At 58.8% G+C, this 17,683-nt stretch carries 18 protein-coding genes; 5 read left to right on the forward strand and 13 right to left on the reverse strand.

Features of this window, described 5'->3' with window-relative positions; genetic code table 11:
* Positions 1–31: 31 nt before the first annotated feature.
* Together C7H08_RS13050 and C7H08_RS13055 are read right to left on the reverse strand one after the other, a co-directional pair.
* Positions 32–1,690: an acetolactate synthase large subunit gene (locus C7H08_RS13050; RefSeq protein WP_106672637.1), complete on the reverse strand. Its 1,659-nt coding sequence runs from the start codon at positions 1,688–1,690 to the stop codon at positions 32–34.
* A 52-nt stretch (positions 1,691–1,742) separates the two neighbouring features.
* Positions 1,743–3,356: an FAD-dependent oxidoreductase gene (locus C7H08_RS13055; RefSeq protein WP_106672640.1), complete on the reverse strand. Its 1,614-nt coding sequence runs from the start codon at positions 3,354–3,356 to the stop codon at positions 1,743–1,745.
* Positions 3,357–3,446: 90 nt separating this feature from the next.
* On the opposite strand from C7H08_RS13055, the gene C7H08_RS13060 reads away from it, so the two are divergent.
* Positions 3,447–4,451, forward strand: a complete 1,005-nt coding sequence (locus C7H08_RS13060; RefSeq protein WP_106672643.1) for an AraC family transcriptional regulator — start codon at positions 3,447–3,449, stop codon at positions 4,449–4,451.
* A 2-nt stretch (positions 4,452–4,453) separates the two neighbouring features.
* Here C7H08_RS13060 and C7H08_RS13065 read toward each other — a convergent pair whose 3' ends face one another.
* The 4 genes from C7H08_RS13065 to C7H08_RS13080 form a co-directional block, all read right to left on the reverse strand.
* Entirely contained in the window at positions 4,454–6,391 is a 1,938-nt protein-coding gene (locus tag C7H08_RS13065) for a CocE/NonD family hydrolase (RefSeq protein ID WP_106672645.1), read from the reverse strand.
* A gap of 177 nt (positions 6,392–6,568) precedes the next feature.
* Complete coding sequence (locus tag C7H08_RS13070) at positions 6,569–7,954, reverse strand: PhoH family protein (protein ID WP_207768318.1); 1,386 nt, start codon at positions 7,952–7,954, stop codon at positions 6,569–6,571.
* Between the two features lie 24 nt (positions 7,955–7,978).
* Positions 7,979–8,470, reverse strand: a complete 492-nt coding sequence (locus C7H08_RS13075; RefSeq protein ID WP_106672648.1) for a CBS domain-containing protein — start codon at positions 8,468–8,470, stop codon at positions 7,979–7,981.
* 73 nt (positions 8,471–8,543) lie between these two features.
* Complete coding sequence (locus C7H08_RS13080; RefSeq protein ID WP_106672650.1) at positions 8,544–9,281, reverse strand: START domain-containing protein; 738 nt, start codon at positions 9,279–9,281, stop codon at positions 8,544–8,546.
* A 134-nt stretch (positions 9,282–9,415) separates the two neighbouring features.
* Here C7H08_RS13080 and C7H08_RS13085 point away from each other — a divergent pair, with 134 nt between their 5' ends.
* Positions 9,416–10,426 (forward strand): DUF2804 domain-containing protein, encoded by a 1,011-nt coding sequence (locus tag C7H08_RS13085; protein ID WP_227663409.1) that lies wholly within the window; start codon positions 9,416–9,418, stop codon positions 10,424–10,426.
* A 14-nt stretch (positions 10,427–10,440) separates the two neighbouring features.
* Here C7H08_RS13085 and minE read toward each other — a convergent pair whose 3' ends face one another.
* The 5 genes from minE to C7H08_RS13110 all read right to left on the reverse strand — a co-directional run bounded on the left by minE (position 10,441) and on the right by C7H08_RS13110 (position 13,008).
* The gene (gene minE, locus C7H08_RS13090; protein ID WP_106672651.1) at positions 10,441–10,692 is read right to left on the reverse strand and encodes a cell division topological specificity factor MinE; all 252 of its coding nucleotides are present in this window, start codon (positions 10,690–10,692) and stop codon (positions 10,441–10,443) included.
* A 3-nt stretch (positions 10,693–10,695) separates the two neighbouring features.
* Complete coding sequence (gene minD, locus C7H08_RS13095) at positions 10,696–11,508, reverse strand: septum site-determining protein MinD (RefSeq protein WP_106672653.1); 813 nt, start codon at positions 11,506–11,508, stop codon at positions 10,696–10,698.
* Positions 11,509–11,573: 65 nt separating this feature from the next.
* Positions 11,574–12,344, reverse strand: coding sequence for a septum site-determining protein MinC (minC, locus tag C7H08_RS13100; protein ID WP_106672655.1), 771 nt, complete (start codon positions 12,342–12,344; stop codon positions 11,574–11,576).
* A 23-nt stretch (positions 12,345–12,367) separates the two neighbouring features.
* The gene (locus C7H08_RS13105) at positions 12,368–12,730 is read right to left on the reverse strand and encodes a HopJ type III effector protein (protein WP_106672658.1); all 363 of its coding nucleotides are present in this window, start codon (positions 12,728–12,730) and stop codon (positions 12,368–12,370) included.
* Positions 12,730–13,008: a DUF1244 domain-containing protein gene (locus C7H08_RS13110; protein WP_106672660.1), complete on the reverse strand. Its 279-nt coding sequence runs from the start codon at positions 13,006–13,008 to the stop codon at positions 12,730–12,732. The genes C7H08_RS13105 and C7H08_RS13110 overlap by 1 nt, the downstream gene beginning before the upstream one ends.
* Positions 13,009–13,123: 115 nt before the next feature.
* On the opposite strand from C7H08_RS13110, the gene dinB reads away from it, so the two are divergent.
* Entirely contained in the window at positions 13,124–14,188 is a 1,065-nt protein-coding gene (gene dinB, locus C7H08_RS13115) for a DNA polymerase IV (protein WP_106672663.1), read from the forward strand.
* Positions 14,189–14,190: 2 nt separating this feature from the next.
* Here the strand turns inward: dinB and C7H08_RS13120 are convergent, their stop codons facing one another.
* Both C7H08_RS13120 and C7H08_RS13125 read right to left on the reverse strand, forming a co-directional pair.
* Positions 14,191–14,757, reverse strand: a complete 567-nt coding sequence (locus C7H08_RS13120) for a phosphatase PAP2 family protein (protein ID WP_106672665.1) — start codon at positions 14,755–14,757, stop codon at positions 14,191–14,193.
* A complete protein-coding gene (locus C7H08_RS13125) occupies positions 14,723–15,970 on the reverse strand; it encodes a glycosyltransferase family 4 protein (RefSeq protein WP_106672668.1) in 1,248 nt (415 codons plus the stop codon). The genes C7H08_RS13120 and C7H08_RS13125 overlap by 35 nt, the downstream gene beginning before the upstream one ends.
* 86 nt (positions 15,971–16,056) lie before the next feature.
* Here C7H08_RS13125 and C7H08_RS13130 point away from each other — a divergent pair, with 86 nt between their 5' ends.
* Together C7H08_RS13130 and C7H08_RS13135 are read left to right on the forward strand one after the other, a co-directional pair.
* Positions 16,057–17,094 (forward strand): NADP(H)-dependent aldo-keto reductase, encoded by a 1,038-nt coding sequence (locus C7H08_RS13130; RefSeq protein ID WP_106672672.1) that lies wholly within the window; start codon positions 16,057–16,059, stop codon positions 17,092–17,094.
* A gap of 186 nt (positions 17,095–17,280) precedes the next feature.
* Positions 17,281–17,619 (forward strand): hypothetical protein, encoded by a 339-nt coding sequence (locus C7H08_RS13135; RefSeq protein WP_106672675.1) that lies wholly within the window; start codon positions 17,281–17,283, stop codon positions 17,617–17,619.
* Positions 17,620–17,683: the final 64 nt, after the last annotated feature.

The raw sequence follows: 17,683 nt of genomic DNA on the forward strand, positions 1-17,683 counted from the left end.
CAGTTCACCGAACCGTCAGAACAGCGCCCACTTAGGGCGCAATCTTCTTCTTCAACGTCGTGCTCACCGACCTCGGCAGGCTTGGCAGGGTGCGCAGCAGCCAGGGCAAGACCTTCCGCTTTACCCCGTTCAGAGATTCCGGCACCACCGCTTCGATCAGGTGCGGGCCGGGCATGCTCTGGGCGTATTCCATCGCTTTCAGCAGTTCTTCGGTGCTCTGCACCCGCACCCCGTGCACGCCCATGCTTTGGGCAAGCTGGGCGTAATGGGTGACCGGACTGCTGATGTCGAGCTGGGATTTTGCCTTCGCCCCGGCGCTTTCCGCACCCACCCGGTCCAGCTCGATGTTGAGAATCGAGTAGGAAGCGTTGTTGAAGATGATGGTGGTCACGTTCAGGTTTTCTCGAGCCATGGTCCACAGGGCCTGGATGGTGTACATCGCGGTGCCATCACCGACCAATGCGTAGACCGGACGATCCGGGCAGGCGACGGCGGCGCCGACGGCGTTGGGCAGGCCCTGACCGATGGCGCCGCCGGTCAGGGTGAGGATGTCGTGCCGGGGGCAGCCTGCGGTCAGGGCATTGAGCATCAGGCCGGAGGTAATGGATTCGTCCACGATGATGCTGTGCTCGGGCATCAGGTGGCCCAGGGCCTTACACACTTTTTCTGCGGTCAGTTTGCCGCGGGGCCGGCCCGGGCGGGCGCTGGCCTGCAGTTTTGGTTCGGTATCGGCGGCCCCGAGAGCGTCGGCCAGTTTGTTGAGGCTGGCGGCGGCATCCTGCTCCGGCGTGGCCAGGGTGTTGACGTTGCAGCTCTCCGGCACCAGGTAGCTCTTCTTGCCCGGGTAGGCGAAAAAAGACACCGGTGGTTTGGTGTCCACCAGGATCAGGTTCTCATATTCGGACAATTGCAACGTGGCCAGTTCTGCCAAATAGGCGATGCGCTCCACCGCCGGCAGGCCGGCCCCCCGCTCGATGCGGGTGGGGAAGGTTTCAGCAAAGAGCTTGATGCCGTTGTGAGCGGCCAGTTTGGCGGCGGCCCTCAGGCTCGGCTCACGCAGGGCCCGGCCACCGAGTAGCAGTGCGGTTTTTTTGCCGGTGCGCACGGCGTCTGCCACGGTCTGTATGGTGGCGTCGTCGGCGATGGCTGGGCTGGTTTGAGGCGGCAAAGCACAGGGCTGGCCGCCGTCGCCCCAGGACACGTCGGCCGGCAGAATCAGGGTGGCGACCTGGCCCGGCAAGCCTTTGGCCGCGGTGATCGCGTCGACGGCGTCCTGGCAAAGCGCCTCGGTGCTTTTTGACGTGCGAACAAAGCCGGGTGATACGTTACGAGCCACGGTTTCAATATCGGACTGCAGCTGGGCGTCGTATTTGACGTGGTAGGTGGCATGGTCGCCAACAATGTTCACCACCGGCACTTTACCTTTGCGGGCGTTGTGCAGGTTGGCGAGGCCATTGCCCAGGCCGCAACCGAGGTGCAGCAAGGTGGCCGCCGGCTTGTCAGCCATCCGGGCGTAGCCATCGGCCGCGCCGGTGGCTACGCCTTCAAACAACGCCAATATGGCTCGCATCTTCGGTTCACTGTCGAGCGCGGCAACAAAGTGCATTTCACTGGTGCCCGGGTTGGTAAAACAGGCCTCAACGCCGGCATCCACCAACGTTTTCATCAAAGCTTGAGCGCCGTTCGCCATGGTTACTCTCCTGATCGATGTTCTTGTAATAGGGCTGATTTAATGTGCTGTTTCAGTCGCCGGTGACGATGGAGCGTGCCGCGGCTCTGGCGGTCATGATACAGCCAGGCAGAAAAGTGCCTTCCAGCGAGCGCTTGCCGCTGGCGCCGCCACCGCCAAATCCGGCGGCCTCGCCGACGCAGTACAGGCCGTCGATGGGTTGGTTGCGAGCGTCCAGTACCCGGCTATGCAGATCCGTTCGCAGGCCGCCCAGGCTCTTGCGGGTGGTTAGCTGCATGTGAATGGCGATGAACGGGCCGGCGCCGGGCTTTTGCAAGGGCGCTGGCTTGCAGGTGCGCAGGCGGTCCGGGCCCCACTGCCGGGCATGCTGAATCAGGCGGATCTGAGCGTCATTCAACAGCCGATTGCCCTTTTGAAAGTTGCTGTCGAAAGCCTCGGCGGTGGCCTTGAGTTTCGCCGGGTCGATGTCCAGGGAGCAGGTCAGGGCATTCATTTTGTTGGCCAGGCCGTCCAGGGTGTCGTCCGCGATAAAGTAGGGGCTTTCGTGCTCCATCTGACGTACCAGATCTTTATTGCCCAACAGCAAGTCTTTCAGGAACAGGGGGAATTGCTTGTCCCGGATGCGGGCATTGTGTTCGGCACCGGAGATGGCAAATTCCTTCAGGGCGATACGCCGGTTCAGCAGGTGCCAGGTCCAGGGTTTTTCCTGGGCGGCTACCTGCTGGCACAGCCAATGAGTATCAAACCCGGTTACCAGAGGCTCCGGGCCGATGCGCTCGCCGCGATGGTTCAGCCAGAGTGCGGATTTACACGGAATGGTCGACAGGCCATGGCCTGGGAAATGGGGGTAGGGGTGCGGAAAGCCCGCCGCGTAGTTCCACATTTCGCCGGCGTGGGTAATGCGCGCGCCCAGGTGGTCTTTGGCCCAGTGGTGCAGTTTGCCATCGGCAAACGGGTGGGCGCCATTGAGCATCGACTCAGGTTGCGGGCGATGTTTGGGCCAGTTGGCACGGCATTCGGCGTGGCTGCCGTTGATGCCGCCCATGGCCAGCACCACATTGAGGGCCTCAAACCGGACCTCTTCGCCGGTTTCCTCGTTGATGGCAGCCGCGCCGCAGACCTCACCTGCCTGATGGTCGAGTGCAGTGATTTTGTGGCGGTGACGAATGGTGAGGCGGCCGCTGGCATTGGCCTCATGCAGGGCGCTGACCATGCAGCGCACCAATTCCCGGGAGGAGCCCCAGGTAACGTGGTAGCGGGGCACACTATTGCCATCGCCAAACCGGCCACGTTCTACCCAGTTCACTGCTGGCATGAATTTAATGCCCTCGTTGGCGAGCCAGTCGTGCACCTCGGAACGTGAATGTTCAACGTAGTAGCGGGCCCATTGCATGGGCCATTCATCGTTTGGGTCCAGCTCACCAAAGCGCAGCCAGTCCTGAAGGGCCAGTTCCGGCGAGTCGGCAATGCCCATACGCCGCTGCAGTGGGGTGTCGATCAGCGCCATGCCGCCAAAGGCCCACAACGCCAGGCCGCCAAAGCGTTCGGGGGTGTCCCGGTCAACAATGGTGACAGTCTTGCCCGCCCGCAGGGCTTCGAGGGCAGTAACCATGCCCGCCAGGCCGCCGCCGGCAATCAGGATGTCTGAGCAATCAGGTTTTGCCATGGTGCATGTCCAAAATGTGTTTTTGGTTTTGTTGTTACAGACCATATAACGCTATGATCGGTTCTGAATTGACTTCAGAGGCCAGAATAATTGACTTTAGAAGCCACCGTTTCCATGGGGTGGGTCAACACTGTCATTGATGCCGCCCGCCGGCTGGGGGTTGGCGACACTGTGTTGCTCGAAACTGCAGGCTTGCCAGCTCAGGCGCTGGGTTGGGAGCGTTGGCCCATCGATTTCATTACCCGGCTCTGGCACGCCGCCGAACGCTGTACCCATGACCCGGGCTTTGGTCTGAAAGTGGGAACGGGGGTGCGTCCGGCCAGCATTGATGCCGTCAGTTTTGCCATGCAGAGTGCGGCCACGCTGCGTGAAGCCATCACCCTGGTGCAGAAATATCAGCGGTTGATCTCCGACGGTGGGCGCTTCCAGATGTTGCCCGGTAGCCGGGGTACCTGGATTGTCTACCATCCAAGGCAGGGCCGGCTGGCGTTCAGCCCCCACCAGATTGAGGCCGTATTGTCGGCGGTGGTGAGCCTGACAGACTGGATAGCGGGATCGGCAGTGCGGCCGGTGCGGGTGCAGTTCAGCCAGGCCCGGCTGGGGCCGGTTCGCGGTTACCGGGAGGTGTTTGGCTGCCCGGTGGATTTTGAGCAGGCATTCAGCGGGCTGCTGGTGAGTCATGAGGTGCTAGACAAGCCTCTGCCACAGGCAGACCCGGCCCTGGCTCAGGTGCATGAACAATATAATGCGGGGCGGCTGGCGGCTTTGGAAAAGGGAGCGGTGTCGGCAGAAGATCTTCGGCAATGGCTCGTGGCCCGTGTCGGACCAACGTTACCCCGTCGGGCAGAGGCAGCGGGAGCGTTGGGCATCAGTGAGCGCACTCTGGCGCGCAGGCTGGAGACTCAGGGTTACACGTTTAACAGCTTGCTGGATGAGGTGCGCCAGGAACTTGCCTTGGCGGCCGTGCGAGAATCCCGCCAGTCCCTGGCAGATGTTGCACTATCCCTCGGGTTCGCGGAGCCGAGCACGTTTTACCGGGCCTTCCACCGTTGGACCGGAAGGCCCCCGGCGCGCTGGCGCCGGGAGTTACCTTAGTTCTATCTGATCGATGCGAGCCGCTCTTGACCGTCGGAGGTCAGGATCGGAAGTGCCACTTCGCCGGAAACCTGAACCGTCGAAACCACCAGGTCGCGGGAGAAGGCACCGACAAACGTCGGGTGCTGGCCGTAAATCATCAGTACCAGACGATCGCCCTCGCTCAGTCGCTCAGCGACGCCCGTGAGCTGAACCTGTTGGTTGCCGAGGCCGCGGATCGGTTGCACCTGCTCGTCAATCAGTTCCGGCAGACTGAGGCCGTTCTTGGTCACACCAACACCGACAAACAGGATGGCATCGCAGGTGCCAAGGCCCAGAATTGGGTCGGAACTTTCCAGGCAAGCTTCATCCAGCGCCGGCAGTCCAAGGCTGACGTTCAGGTTTACGGTCGGTATGCCGGCAATTACCCCGGCCTCCGGCATGGTAGTCAAAGGAACGATGGTGGGAGCCACACCGGCAGCGCCGATCAGTGCCTGAACGGGTAAGGAGGAACCAAATACGTCATAGGCGATGGGGAAGCTGTCCCCGCCCACGGTCACTTCCGGTGTAGACACCGCGTCACCCGGAGACAGGGTGTAGCAGATCTGCTGGCCGGTGGTGATCACATTGTCGGCATTGCCTTTGTCCAGCAGCTTTTCATTAAACCAGGCCACGGTGGCCCGGTTGATCTCGATATCGCCGCAGCTGGCCAGAGTGTTCAGGCCGGCGGCAGGCAGTTCGGGCACCGCGTCCAAATAGAAATCAAAACTGGCCAGAGTTTCCTGAATCAGCCCCACGTTGGGGGCCAGGTAATGATGGCTGAACGGATAGGTCAGCAGCCTCACGTCGCCACCGGCTTTCTTCATCGACAGATAGTTTTCGTAGGCTTCGTTAAACGGGAACAGGCTGTCGCGCATGCCCTGAAACATCAGCACATCCACCGGGTAGGGGGTGCCTTGGGGTGTCTTAATGATGTAACGGCCGTCACTGGTGATTGGCAGCCGGCCGGTGATCGGGTCGAGCAGATACTCCTGGCTGTTACCACTGTCGAACAACTCCAGGCCGCCCTCGTTATCTGAGAAGTAGCTGGGGCTGTGGTAATGGAGAAAGTCCAGGGCAGCCTCTGGGAATCGGTTCTGCAGAATGCCATCAATCAACGAACTCCGGATGAGCGGGTCCATGGAGCCGCCGGTGCCGGCGTCGCCCACGAGCGACAGGAAAGCCGCCCAGTAGTTCTTGGTGACTCCGCCCTGGTTCAGGCTGTAGGTGAGGTCGTGCCAGGTGATTTGCGGCACCATGGCGTCCATCCGCTGATCCGGGTCCACGTTGTATAGCAGATACTGGAAGCCGCCGCCGTAGCTGCCGCCAACGCCACCCAAGAGCAGGTTGTTGTCGCGGTACTTCAGATAATCCAGGTGGATTTCGGCCCAGTCCACAATCTGCACCAGATCTTCGCCCTCAAAATCTGGGTCCATCACCCTGACCGTGCCACCGCTTTCGCCGTGGCCCCGTTGATCAATACTGATTACGGCATAGCCTGCGTCGATCAGTGGTTTGATCGGCGAAAGCGGATCATTGCCTGCGGTTGTGGTGCGTGAACCACTGAAGCCATGGCCCTGCAGTATCAGCGGGTGGCGAGTATCGCAATCGAACAACGAGGGTTCGAATACCTCGAATACGATGGCTGCACCATCGACCCTGGAGGGCATTTCTACCCGGTAGCTCCGGCCGCCAGCAAGGTCGGTGCCCTGGTTACACGAGGCTGGCTCGAGTGCGCTGGTGCTGGCCGACATGGGGCGGTTGATGGACCTGGCGGTCGGCTGCGGTTGGTTGGTTTGTGGGGTGCTGGCCTGTACGCCCGGGTTGTTGGTTTCCGGTGCGGTGTCGTTGCCACCGCCGCCGCAGGCAGTCAGAAGCGCAGCGCTCAAGCCGGTGATTACGAACTTGGTCAAATGGTTCATCGGTTTGCCTTATTGTGAGTTGTTGTAACGACAGGTGTCGGAATGTGACTGAGCTCACAATAAGGTGGAATGAGGGGCGACACGATGGCCAGTCTGCCGGGGCAAACTGTCCAGAGGGCCAAATGGCCCCCCTGTAAAAGGAGGCCATTGTGTGAGTGCAACGGAGGCAGGGATGGTCTATAGATTGGCTTCGGCAAACTCGGCCAACAGCGAGCGGGGCACACCCTGCAGGTGGATGTGACCGCCGTGCTTAAAGCTTTTGAAGCGTTCGGTCATGTAGGTGAGGCCGGAGCTCAAGGGGCTGAGGTAGGGCGTGTCGATCTGTGCCAGATTGCCCAGGCAGATGACTTTGGAGCCGTTGCCGGCGCGGGTGATGATGGTCTTGACCTGGTGTGGTGTCAGGTTCTGCGACTCGTCAATGATGATCAGGCTGTGCTGAAAGCTGCGGCCCCGGATGTAGTTCATGGATTTGAAGTGCAGCGGTACCTTGCTGAGGATGTAGTCGACGCTGGCGGTCATGTTTTCGTCGTCTTCATGCAAGGCTTCAAGATTGTCCACGATGGCGCCCAGCCAGGGTTCCATCTTCTCCGCTTCGGTACCCGGCAGAAAGCCGATGTCTTCATCCAACCCCTGGGTGGAGCGGGTGGCAATGATGCGCTTGTACAGCTTGCTGGCTACGGTCATTTCGATGCAGGCGGCGAGCGCCAGAATGGTTTTACCGGAGCCGGCAGACCCGGTCAGGTTGACCAGATGAATGTCCGGGTCCAGCAGCAGGTTCAGGGCCATGGCCTGGTAGATATCCCGCGGCACCAGGCCCCAGACTTCTTCGTTCAGCAAATCGTGCTGGTGCAGATCCTTGATCACCAGTCGATCGTCGGAAATGTCCACCACCTGCCCGATAAAGCCCTGCTCATCGATCACAAACTCGTTGATGTTGAGTTTGGCCAGGTCGCCTTCGCGCTTGAGTAGGTGCTCGGTCACCCCGGCCCGCTGGACGGTTTCAACTTTCGCGATGGTGTCCCAGAACGAATTCGGAAACTCCTTGTAGCCTTTGGGAAGCAGGTCTATGTCATCCAGCAACTGATCGTTGTGATAGTCCTGGGCTTCTACACCAAAGCCCCGGGCTTTCAGACGCATGTTGATGTCTTTACTGACCAGAATGATGTCCCGGGACTTATGGCGTTCTTGCAGGGCTGCCAGAGTGTTGATGATCTTGTTGTCGTTCAGGTGTTCGGGCAGGGAGTGATTGCCGTTGTGCTCGGTGCTCATGATGATGGAGAGGGCACCGAGCGGCGCCGCTTTTGGGCCACGCAGGATGGGTACGCCTTTTTCGATATCTTTCGGGCTGGCATCACCGAGCAGTTTGTCGATGTTGCGAATGGCCTGTCGGCAGTCGGCGGCCACGGTCTGCTTGCCGGATTTCAGGCTGTCGAGTTCTTCGAGGACGGTCATCGGAATGATGACGTCATGTTCTTCAAAATTCAGGAGGGCATTCGGGTCGTGAATCAGGACGTTAGTATCGAGGACGTACATCTTTTTGCGAGCTTGCGGTGCTCTTGGCATAGGTAGGGCTACCTCTCTGGTGGCTCAGTCGTTCTCGGCGCAGCGTTGCGTCAGTTCCCGATCGGATATCAGTTTCAGCATATCGTAAGTGGTCACAATGCCGGTAATTTTTGAATCCTTGGTGACAAAGATACGGTGCAGGTGCTCGCGCATCATGATGTTGGCGATGTCCCGCACCGGCGTGTCTTCGTCTACCGACAGTACGAGGGGGGTCATGATGTCGCGCACTTCTACCGGTACTTTGCCCATCTCTTCGAAGATCACCATGCGCAGCCGCCGGGCCTCTTCCTGTTCTTCTGAGGTCAGTGTTGGCTGATCGCCGGTGCGGCTGGCATTCCAGCGAAACTCGGTAATGTCCTTGAGGGTGACAATGCCGATGATATCGCCGTTGTCGTCGGTGACCGGACTGCCGGTGATTTCGTTATCGGTAAGAAAGCGAGCAAGGCGGTCCATGGTCCAGCTATGGGGCACGGCCTTGACGGTTGGAGTCATAATTTCATGGGCGAGAACGCTCATTGGCAGGCATCTTCCATTTTCAGTCCTTTTCACGCAGCTTAGCCGTTCCCTGGCTCGGCGTCATCCCCGATTGTTAACGCTCGGCGGGTACCACTCCGGTCAGCTTGCCGTCATCTGACCATTGCAGGCGATAGCCCTGATAGGTTTCTTCTTTGGCAACGGACTCGAGGGCCTGTATGGATTTGATCGGGATATCGACCAGCAGATTGTTCACCAGCCAGCCGGGCAGTGCACCATTTGGATCGGTGTGCTGAATCCAGACCATCTGCGTGCGGTTGCCGTCAGGGGTGAAGCGGTACAGGGTGTCTGAGCGATCGACCCGTACCCGACTGCCGACTTCTGTTCGCATGCCGGGAACGGCGTTCAGATCCATGAACACTTCGCCGGTGTCGGCATTGCCGCGGGTGCGGATGCGCAGCACGTAATCCCGGTCGGTCACTGGCCAGGGCATGTCGTTCACCGAATAGGCGTAGCGGTCGTGAAAATCACTCTGACCGAACGCGAAGGATTCTGAACAGTTATGCACCCATTCCTTACAGGACTCCGGGTTGATCATTACTGCCATCAGGTTCTCAATGGGTACCGCCAGCTCAGCAACGGCTTTAAACGCCTGAAACCCTGAGTTGGTCTGGTCCATGGTGTAGATGCGGATGTTGTCGTCCTGCTTACGCAGGGTCCAGGCCTCAGCGTCTTCTGCCGGCAGAGGCGGATGGTCAATGGCGGTGCCCGCCAATGGTAGTATCAGGATCATCAGTGCGCCCAGCAGGCGGGCCAGAATGCCCGTAAAACCTTGGGCTCGGGTTATGGTCATAAGCTACACTTCCATGATGAAGACGTCCTGAGTCTACCATGGTGATGATGCCTGTTTTGCGGCCGCCGTGAGGGATTGTGAACCAGGTAGCGTCCTGAGGCGTGGCAACTTACAAATGGCCTGATCTGACGATAATGATGACAAAACCGACACTGATTGATGCCAAGGGAAGAATCACGCCGGGTGTGCTGGAGCAGCCGGTCGACACCATTAATTACCTGGATTATGACCTGCGCACCGTGATGGACCGGCCCCGGTCCCGGCTGGCCAGACGCTGGCGCTTCAATCAGTTCCAGTTTGTCAGTGCCATGTCGCCCGGCTGGGTCTTTGGCATGGCCATTGTCGATCTCAAACTGGTGAGCAACGGGTTTTTCTATTTGTTTGATTTTGAGAGCGGTCAGATGTTCGAGCAATCGTTCATGCAGCTGCTGGCGAGGCAGACCGAGATTGAGCCGTATCCGGAGCATGGTCATGCCCGGTTTCGCAAAGGTGAGGCGTCGCTGGCGATTGAGCTGGCCACCGATGGCCGCAATGTCAGAGTGACGGCGCCGGGCAATGTCCAGATTGATCTGGAGCTGCAGGATACCGATCAGCCGCTGAGACTGGTGTGCCCGGCGGGGTACAACGGATGGGTGTTTACTCGAAAATCGGCCGGTATTCCGGTTGAGGGCGAAGTACGCTGGGGCCAGCAGGTCTGGCGTTGCGATGAGCATACCCGTGGCTCCATCGACTGGAGCTGTGGTTTTATGCGCCGGGAAACCGCCTGGAACTGGGCGTGCCTGGCGGGTGTGACGGATCAAGGCGTGTCCGTAGGGCTGAATCTGGCGGCCGGAGTTAACGAAACCGGGATGACCGAAAATGCCCTGTGGCTGGATGGTCGCTGTCTGAAACTCGGCGCTGCCCGCTTTGATTTTGACCGTTACCAGCCGGGCGGCAATTGGCGGGTGACCACCGAAGATGGCCGGGTAGACCTGAGCTTTGTGCCCTCGGGCACGCGCAAGGAACGCCTGAATGCCTGGGTGCTGGCGTCCAACTTCCGGCAATTTGTCGGGACCTTCCGGGGCACCGTTGAGGACGACGCAGGCAAAAAAATCCCCGTAGACGGCCTACGGGGATTGATGGAAGATCATTTTGCCCGCTGGTAACGCAGGTTTTGCCGTTATTTTTCCGGCAGGGTGACGTTCAGTTCCAGTACCGAGAAGCTGTCGTTACGGTCCACTTCGAACTGCACCATGTCATCGCTGATCTGCACGTATTTGCGGATAACCTCCAGTAATTCCTGCTGCAGTTGAGGCAGGTAGTCCGGCTGGTCACGCTGGCCCCGTTCGTGGGCGACAATGATCTGCAGGCGTTCTTTGGCAACACTGGCGGTGTTGGTCTTTTTACTTTTGAAATAATCCAGAAAATTCATCCCTTAGCCCCCCTTGAACATCCGTGAGAAGAAGCTTTTCTTCTGGCCGGTCATAAATCGATGCTCACGATCTTCGCCCAGTAGTCGCGCCACCGCGTCTTCGTAGGCCTGGCCGGCATCGCTCTGGCCTTCCAGTATGACCGGCAAGCCCTGATTGGAAGCGTTCAGCACCACCTGGCTTTCGGGAATAACGCCCAGTAAGGGAATCGCCAGAATTTCTTCAACATCGCTGACGGAAAGCATTTCGCCGCGTTCTACCCGGTCCGGGTTGTAGCGGGTCAACAGCAAGTGTTCCTTGACTGGATCCTGGCCCATCTCTGCGCGCCGGGATTTGCTTTGCAAAATGCCCAGGATGCGATCGGAATCGCGCACCGAGGACACTTCCGGGTTGGTCACCACAATGGCCTCGTCGGCGTAGTACAGCGCCATCAAGGCTCCGTGTTCAATGCCGGCTGGGGAGTCACAAACGATATAATCGAAGGTTTCGGAAAGCTCATTGATGATCTTCTCGACGCCTTCTTTGGTCAGCGCTTCTTTCTCCCGGGTTTGGGACGCAGGCAGAATAAACAGCGTGTCGACCCGTTTGTCTTTGATCAGTGCCTGATTGAGGCTGGCTTCGCCCTGAATCACATTGACGAAGTCGTACACCACCCGGCGTTCGCAGTTCATGATCAGATCGAGGTTACGCAATCCCACGTCGAAGTCGATGACAACGGTCTTGTGGCCGCGCTTGGCAAGGCCGGTGCTGATTGAGGCGCTGGTGGTGGTCTTGCCAACGCCGCCTTTTCCTGAGGTAACGACAATGATTCTAGCCAAGGTTAAGTTCCTGTTTCACGGTGGATTCGTCATGTTTTCACGTGTTGTTATTGGCTGTCACAACATCAGGCCTTGTCCAGTGGCGTTACCACCAGCAGGTCATCCCTGAGCTGGATTTGCACAGCGCTCTTCCAGCTATTTTCCTGAAGATCTTCAGAGATTTTATAGTGTCCGGCGATGGACACAAGCTCTGCTTCAAGTGACTGGCAGAATACCCTGGACCCCTCGGCTCCGTGGATACCCGCCAGAGCCCGGCCTCGAAGTGGGCCGTAAACGTGAATGTTGCCGGCCGCGAGCACTTCGGCACCGGCCTGTACCGGCGCCAGGATGATCAGATCACCCTCCGGAGCATAGACCTGCTGCCCGGAGCGAACCGTCTGGCTGATAATTTTGGCCGGGGCCGGTTCGCTGGTCACCATCGCCGGCTCGGCCGGAGCGATGGCGGGTGGCTCTGGGGCCGTGTCGTTGGCAGAGGGTGCGGGCGTTGCGGTCGGGTCACGCAGACTGCCGCCGGGCAGCAACGCCAGCGCCGCGCCGCGAGCCAGCCGGCGCTGGTCATCGTTGGCCGCCCGAACACCAACAACGTGAATGCCGTGGCGACGGCAGCTGCCGATGATCTTGAAAAAATCCAGCTCGCTGTCGAGTCCCTGGTATTTTTCCAGGCTTATAATCAGCGGAATGTCTTTGAAGAAACCCGGTGCCTGGCTGATTTTGTCACGCAGGTTGGTTTCGAATTCCTCGTCGTCAAAGTAGTACAGCTCGAGAGCGGTCAGCGACACACTGGCACTTTTTAGCTGAAAACTCTGTTTTAGCCCGGAGGTGGCGGTATCGCTCATGAATAGGTGTCTTCCCTGGTGCATTACTCGATGGGTTCGGTGCGAGCCCGCAGAGGCTGGTTGTCGAAACGGATGCCGGACCAGCCCGTGCTGATGAACTGACGAATATTACCATGGCTGTCACCGGCGGGATCTCCCAGCACCTGTTGATAATGTTGGGCAAACAGGTTCAGAGTGTCGGTTTCGTTCAGGTTGCAGTGCTGGCCGAGGGCAAATACCCGGCAGGAACCGGCATTCTCGCCTGCGGCGCTGTGCAGGGGACCGTTATGAAAACCGGCGGGCAGATACTCAAAATGCTTGTCGATCAGCGCTAGCGTATCATCAAAATTGGCATGGCCGGCGCTCACCGATGCCAGATGGATGCGGATCGCTTCGTTGATGTTCATTATTTGTGATCCTGCTTGGGCCCCGTCTGGTACTGCGCCTTCCACTGCTCGTAGGGCATGCCGTAGATTTCTTCCCGGGCCTCGGGATCGGACACTTCAAATCCACGTTGCTCAGCCTCCGCACGGTACCACTTGGAGAGACAGTTACGGCAGAACCCAGCCAGATTCATCAGGTCAATGTTCTGAACGTCGGTATTCTGACGCAGGTGATCGACCAGGCGCCGGAATGCAGCGGCCTCGATTTCGGTGCGTTCAGACTCAGGTATAGGATTGGTCATGGTGCCTCACAATGGGTTACCGGGTTTAGTAATCGAACCCCTGACATTCTCTGCATGTTAGCTTAAGATACAAGGCTGTATAAATGTACAGATTGTTAACCTGAGCCCGCTGACCATGCCCCAGCGCAAGATCATCCATGTGGATTGCGACTGTTTTTACGCCGCTGTCGAGATGCGCGACGACCCATCGTTGCAGGACGTGCCGCTGGCGGTGGGCGGTGACGGTGGCCGTGGCGTGGTCACGACCTGCAATTACCGGGCAAGAACCTTTGGCGTGCGTTCGGCCATGCCGGGCGGTGAAGCCCGCCGGCTTTGTCCCGAACTGGTCACCGTGCCGCCGGACATGGCCAGATATCGGGCGGCGTCGCAGCAGGTGATGGCGATTCTCAGAGAAATGACCGATCTGGTGGAGCCGCTGTCACTGGATGAAGCCTTTCTGGATGTGACCGACGTGACCGACCACAAAGGCAGCGCCACCCTGATGGCGAGGCATTTGCGTGAAAGGGTAAAACAGGAGGTCGGCATAACCATTTCAGCCGGTGTCGCCCCGAACAAGTTTCTGGCCAAGATCGCCAGTGATTGGCGCAAACCCGATGGCCTGTTCGTGATCACGCCCGCTGAGGTGCCGGCCTTTGTCGAGGCCTTGCCGGTGGAAAAACTGTTTGGCGTCGGGCAGGTGACCGCCGGCAAGTTGCACGCGTTGGGGGTGAAAACCTGTGGCGATATGCTGGCACTTGGGGCTGACGCCTTGATCGAGAAATTCGGCAAGCAGGGTTACCGGTTGTTCGAAATGGCGAACGGGCGGGACGATCGGGCCGTGGTGGTGTCGCGTGTCGCCAAATCGGTGAGCGTCGAACGCACCTTTTCCCAGGATCTGCCCGATAAAGTCGCCTGTGAAACCGTCATGCCCGCGCTGGTGGCAGACCTCAATCTCCGGCTGACCCGCAAGGGCCGGCACAAGCCCATTCACAAGCTGTTCGTCAAGATTCGCTACAGTGACTTTTCTACCCACACTCTGGAGCGGGTAAGGGAGTCGGTGACAGAACCGGCGGCAGAGGACTATCAGCCCCTGTTGAATGAACTGGTTACCAACACTGAGCGCGCTGTGCGCCTGCTAGGTGTCGGTGTGCGTTTCCGCGAGGATGAAGCGCCGACCACCCAGTTAAGGCTGTTTGACTGAGATCACAGCGCCACCAGCATGCCTTCAAACATCAGCACCGACACCCAGCCCATACTGCCACCGATGAGCGCACCGGCGACGACATCGCTCGGGTAGTGCAGGCCCAGAACCACCCTTGAAGCGGCCACCGAGAGGGTGAACGGCAGCACCCACCAGGCGAGCATCGGCATGGCCGCAAACAGCATGGCCTGAAAACAGGCGGCGTGAAGGGTGTGGCCGGAGGGAAAGCTGTAGCGATCCAGTGGTGGCGTGCCGCAGTTGATTGCCGGGAAGGAGATAAACGGCCGTTCCCGGATCAGCCAGCGCTTCAGGCATTTATAGGTAATGGTGCAGGTCAGCCCGGTAAACGCCATCAGAATGGCCAGGGCAGGCCCGTGAGCCGGCGTAATTAACGGCAAAGTCAGAATCAGTGCATACCAGAACCAGCCGTCGCCCAGTCGGCTGACCACCCGAAAGTAATCCAGTACCGGGCGAAATCGTACCGCCTGATTATTGATGGACTGGCACAGCGCATACTCACGCTGATCCGCCAGGTCAAAGAAGCGAGATGCTTTGCTTGTTGATGCCATGGTAACGCGCCTGTGCGGGTTGATTGAGTACCAGGTGTTCAAACTGTTCAATCTGACTGTTCCAACTGAGGTCCAGTGCATCCAGGCGGGCCTGGGCCCGAACGCGACTGAGCAGGGTGGGTTGATCGGCCAGTCTCAGGGCCTGGTTGATAAACGCTTCGTCGTCTTCCAATGCCACTTTCAGACCGTTTTCTCCGTGGCGGATGTGTTCGGCGGCCGCGGCATCGTCGAACGCCACCAGGCCAAGACCACTGGCCATGGCCTCCAGTACCACGTTGCCGAAGGTGTCGGTTTTGCTTGGAAACAGGAACAGGTCGCCTGAGGCATAGTGCCTGGCCAGATCCTCGCCGCGCTGGGTGCCGCAGAAGATGTACTCCGGGTGGCGCTCGGCCAATTGCCGGCGCATCGGGCCATCACCGACCAGAATGAAGCGCGCGTTGGGGTGCAGACCCCGGATGCGCTCAAAGCAGGCCGCTGCCATCCGCAGATTCTTCTCGGGGGCCAGCCGGCCGACGTAAAGTATCGCCCGGTCACTGTCAGCCAGCCCCCAATGCTTGCGCAGTTCGACATCGCGTTTGTGGGGGGTGAAACGCTGGCAATCCACGCCCCGGCTCCAGAGTCCGGTGGGGGTAATTCCCATGCCATGGGTGACCTGCTGCATTTTACGGGTCGGCACCAGGGTGATAGCGGTCCGGTTGTGAAACCAGCGACCGTAAGCACAAAGTAACCGCTCCAGACCGCCGGCACCGTAATAGCGCGAATAGCTGTGAAAGTTTGTGTGAAAACCGGACGACACCGGAATATTGAGTGCGCGGGCTGCCGATACCGCCGCAATGCCTAGGGGGCCCTGGGTGGCCACGTAGATGGCATCCGGTTTGTGCCCGCGCCAAAGTTTTTTCAGGGTGGCAGGGCGTGATATTCCAAACTGCAGATCGCTGTAGCCGGGCAACGGCACGCCGGTAACCACCATCTCTCGGGAGAACAGACCATCGCCCGTGCTTTCGAACAGGCCCCGTTGTTCATGAGCCTGACGCGGCCGCACCACAGTCACCTTGTGTCCACGCTGCATCAGCCCTTGGCACAGGTGCTTCAAGGTGTTGGCCACGCCATTGATTTCCGGCGGAAACGTCTCCGAAACAATGGTAATGTGTTGCGGTCGCCGGTCGGGCAACTGGGTTTTGGTCACGGTGCGTCCTGAAGATTTTGCTGTCATGCCTCCACTATGGAAATGGGGCATGACAGAAATGCGACAGCTTCGTGACAATCCCTTTACGTCTTCTAACTGCACGAGGATATTTCATGCAAACACGAAAATTGGGATTAACTGACATAAATGTCAGCCTGATCTGTCTGGGGACCATGACCTGGGGTGAGCAGAACAACGAGCAGGAAGCGTTCGAGCAGCTGGATTACGCCACCGGCGCGGGCATCAATTTCATTGATGTGGCTGAAATGTATCCGGTTCCACCGAAGGCGGAAACCCAGGGCAGCACTGAGCGCTACCTGGGCAACTGGCTTGCCCGCCGGGGCCGCCGGGATGATCTGGTGATCGCCACCAAGGTGGCCGGCCCCGGCAATGGTCTGAGTTATCTGCGCGGCGGTCCCAGACTGACCCGAGAGCACATCCGGGCAGCCTGCGAGAGCAGCCTTAGGCGCTTGCAGACAGACTACATCGACCTGTACCAGGTGCACTGGCCGGACCGCAGCGCCAACTTCTTCGGAAAACTGGCCTACGAGCGTAATCCGGACGAAACCATGACGCTGATTGAAGAAACGCTGGGCGCGCTGGATGAACTGGTGCAAGAGGGCAAGGTTCGCCATATCGGCCTGTCTAACGAAACCCCCTGGGGCACCATGGAGTATCTGCGCCTGGCCCGGGACAACGGTTGGCCACGGGTGGTTTCCATCCAGAACCCCTATAACCTGCTGAACCGGTCTTTCGAGCTTGGCCTGGCCGAGTTTGCTCATAGAGAAGGCACCGGCCTGCTGGCCTATTCGCCGCTGGCATTCGGTATGCTAACGGGCAAGTATCTGGGCGGTAAATGGCCGGAAAACGCACGGTTGACGTTATTTGAGCGATTCAGTCGCTATACCGGTGAACGGTCGGCAGACGCCACCCGGGCTTATGTCGAGCTGGCCCATCATCACGGCTTGAGCGCCGCACAACTGGCGCTGGCCTGGGTCAACAGCCGTGACTTTGTGACCAGCAACATTGTTGGTGCCACCAATTTGGAACAGTTGAAAGAAAATGTCGGTTCGGCGGAGATTCGGCTAAGTCCGGACCTGGTCTCGGCCATCGAAGCCATCCATGCCGAATTTACTTACCCCTGCCCATAATGGTTGCAGGCATGGTAGTTACAGAACGCAAAATAAGTGATCATATATTGACAAAAAAGTGACCGGTTTTTGTCGGTTAACTGGCGCATTTGTGTGCAAAGTCACACCAATTTTCGGGTCAATCATTAGACTTCGTTACTGAAGCGTCAATGAACTGAAAAACACCCTTGGGTTGCTGTTGCCATTATGATCATCCGACTGTTTGCCATCCTTTTAGCCCTGAATTTTGTCGCCTTTGTGGTGCGGGCAGAGGCTGCAGAGCCGATGCTGTTGGATCGCATGATGGCTGAGCGCGACGACATGATGTCGGTTGATGAGATCTACCAACTTCAGGAATGGATGTCCGGAGATTATCAGGAAGATCATGCCGACGCCGTTGCGGCTATTGGTTCACGCTTGCTGAGCCTTGGCTTCCGTGATGACCAGGGCGCACAAAAATCCTACGCATCGGATCGGGCCCAGGCCGATCATGGTATTGCCCTGCTCAATGAAGGCGCTTGTCTGAATCTGCGTTGGAAATTCTGAACACACCGCTTAGATCAGCTGGCGTTCCCCGGATACCTATCGGCCTATACCGACAACTCCTCAA

The sequence above is a fragment of the Marinobacter halophilus genome, from assembly GCF_003007685.1.
GTDB lineage: Bacteria > Pseudomonadota > Gammaproteobacteria > Pseudomonadales > Oleiphilaceae > Marinobacter > Marinobacter halophilus.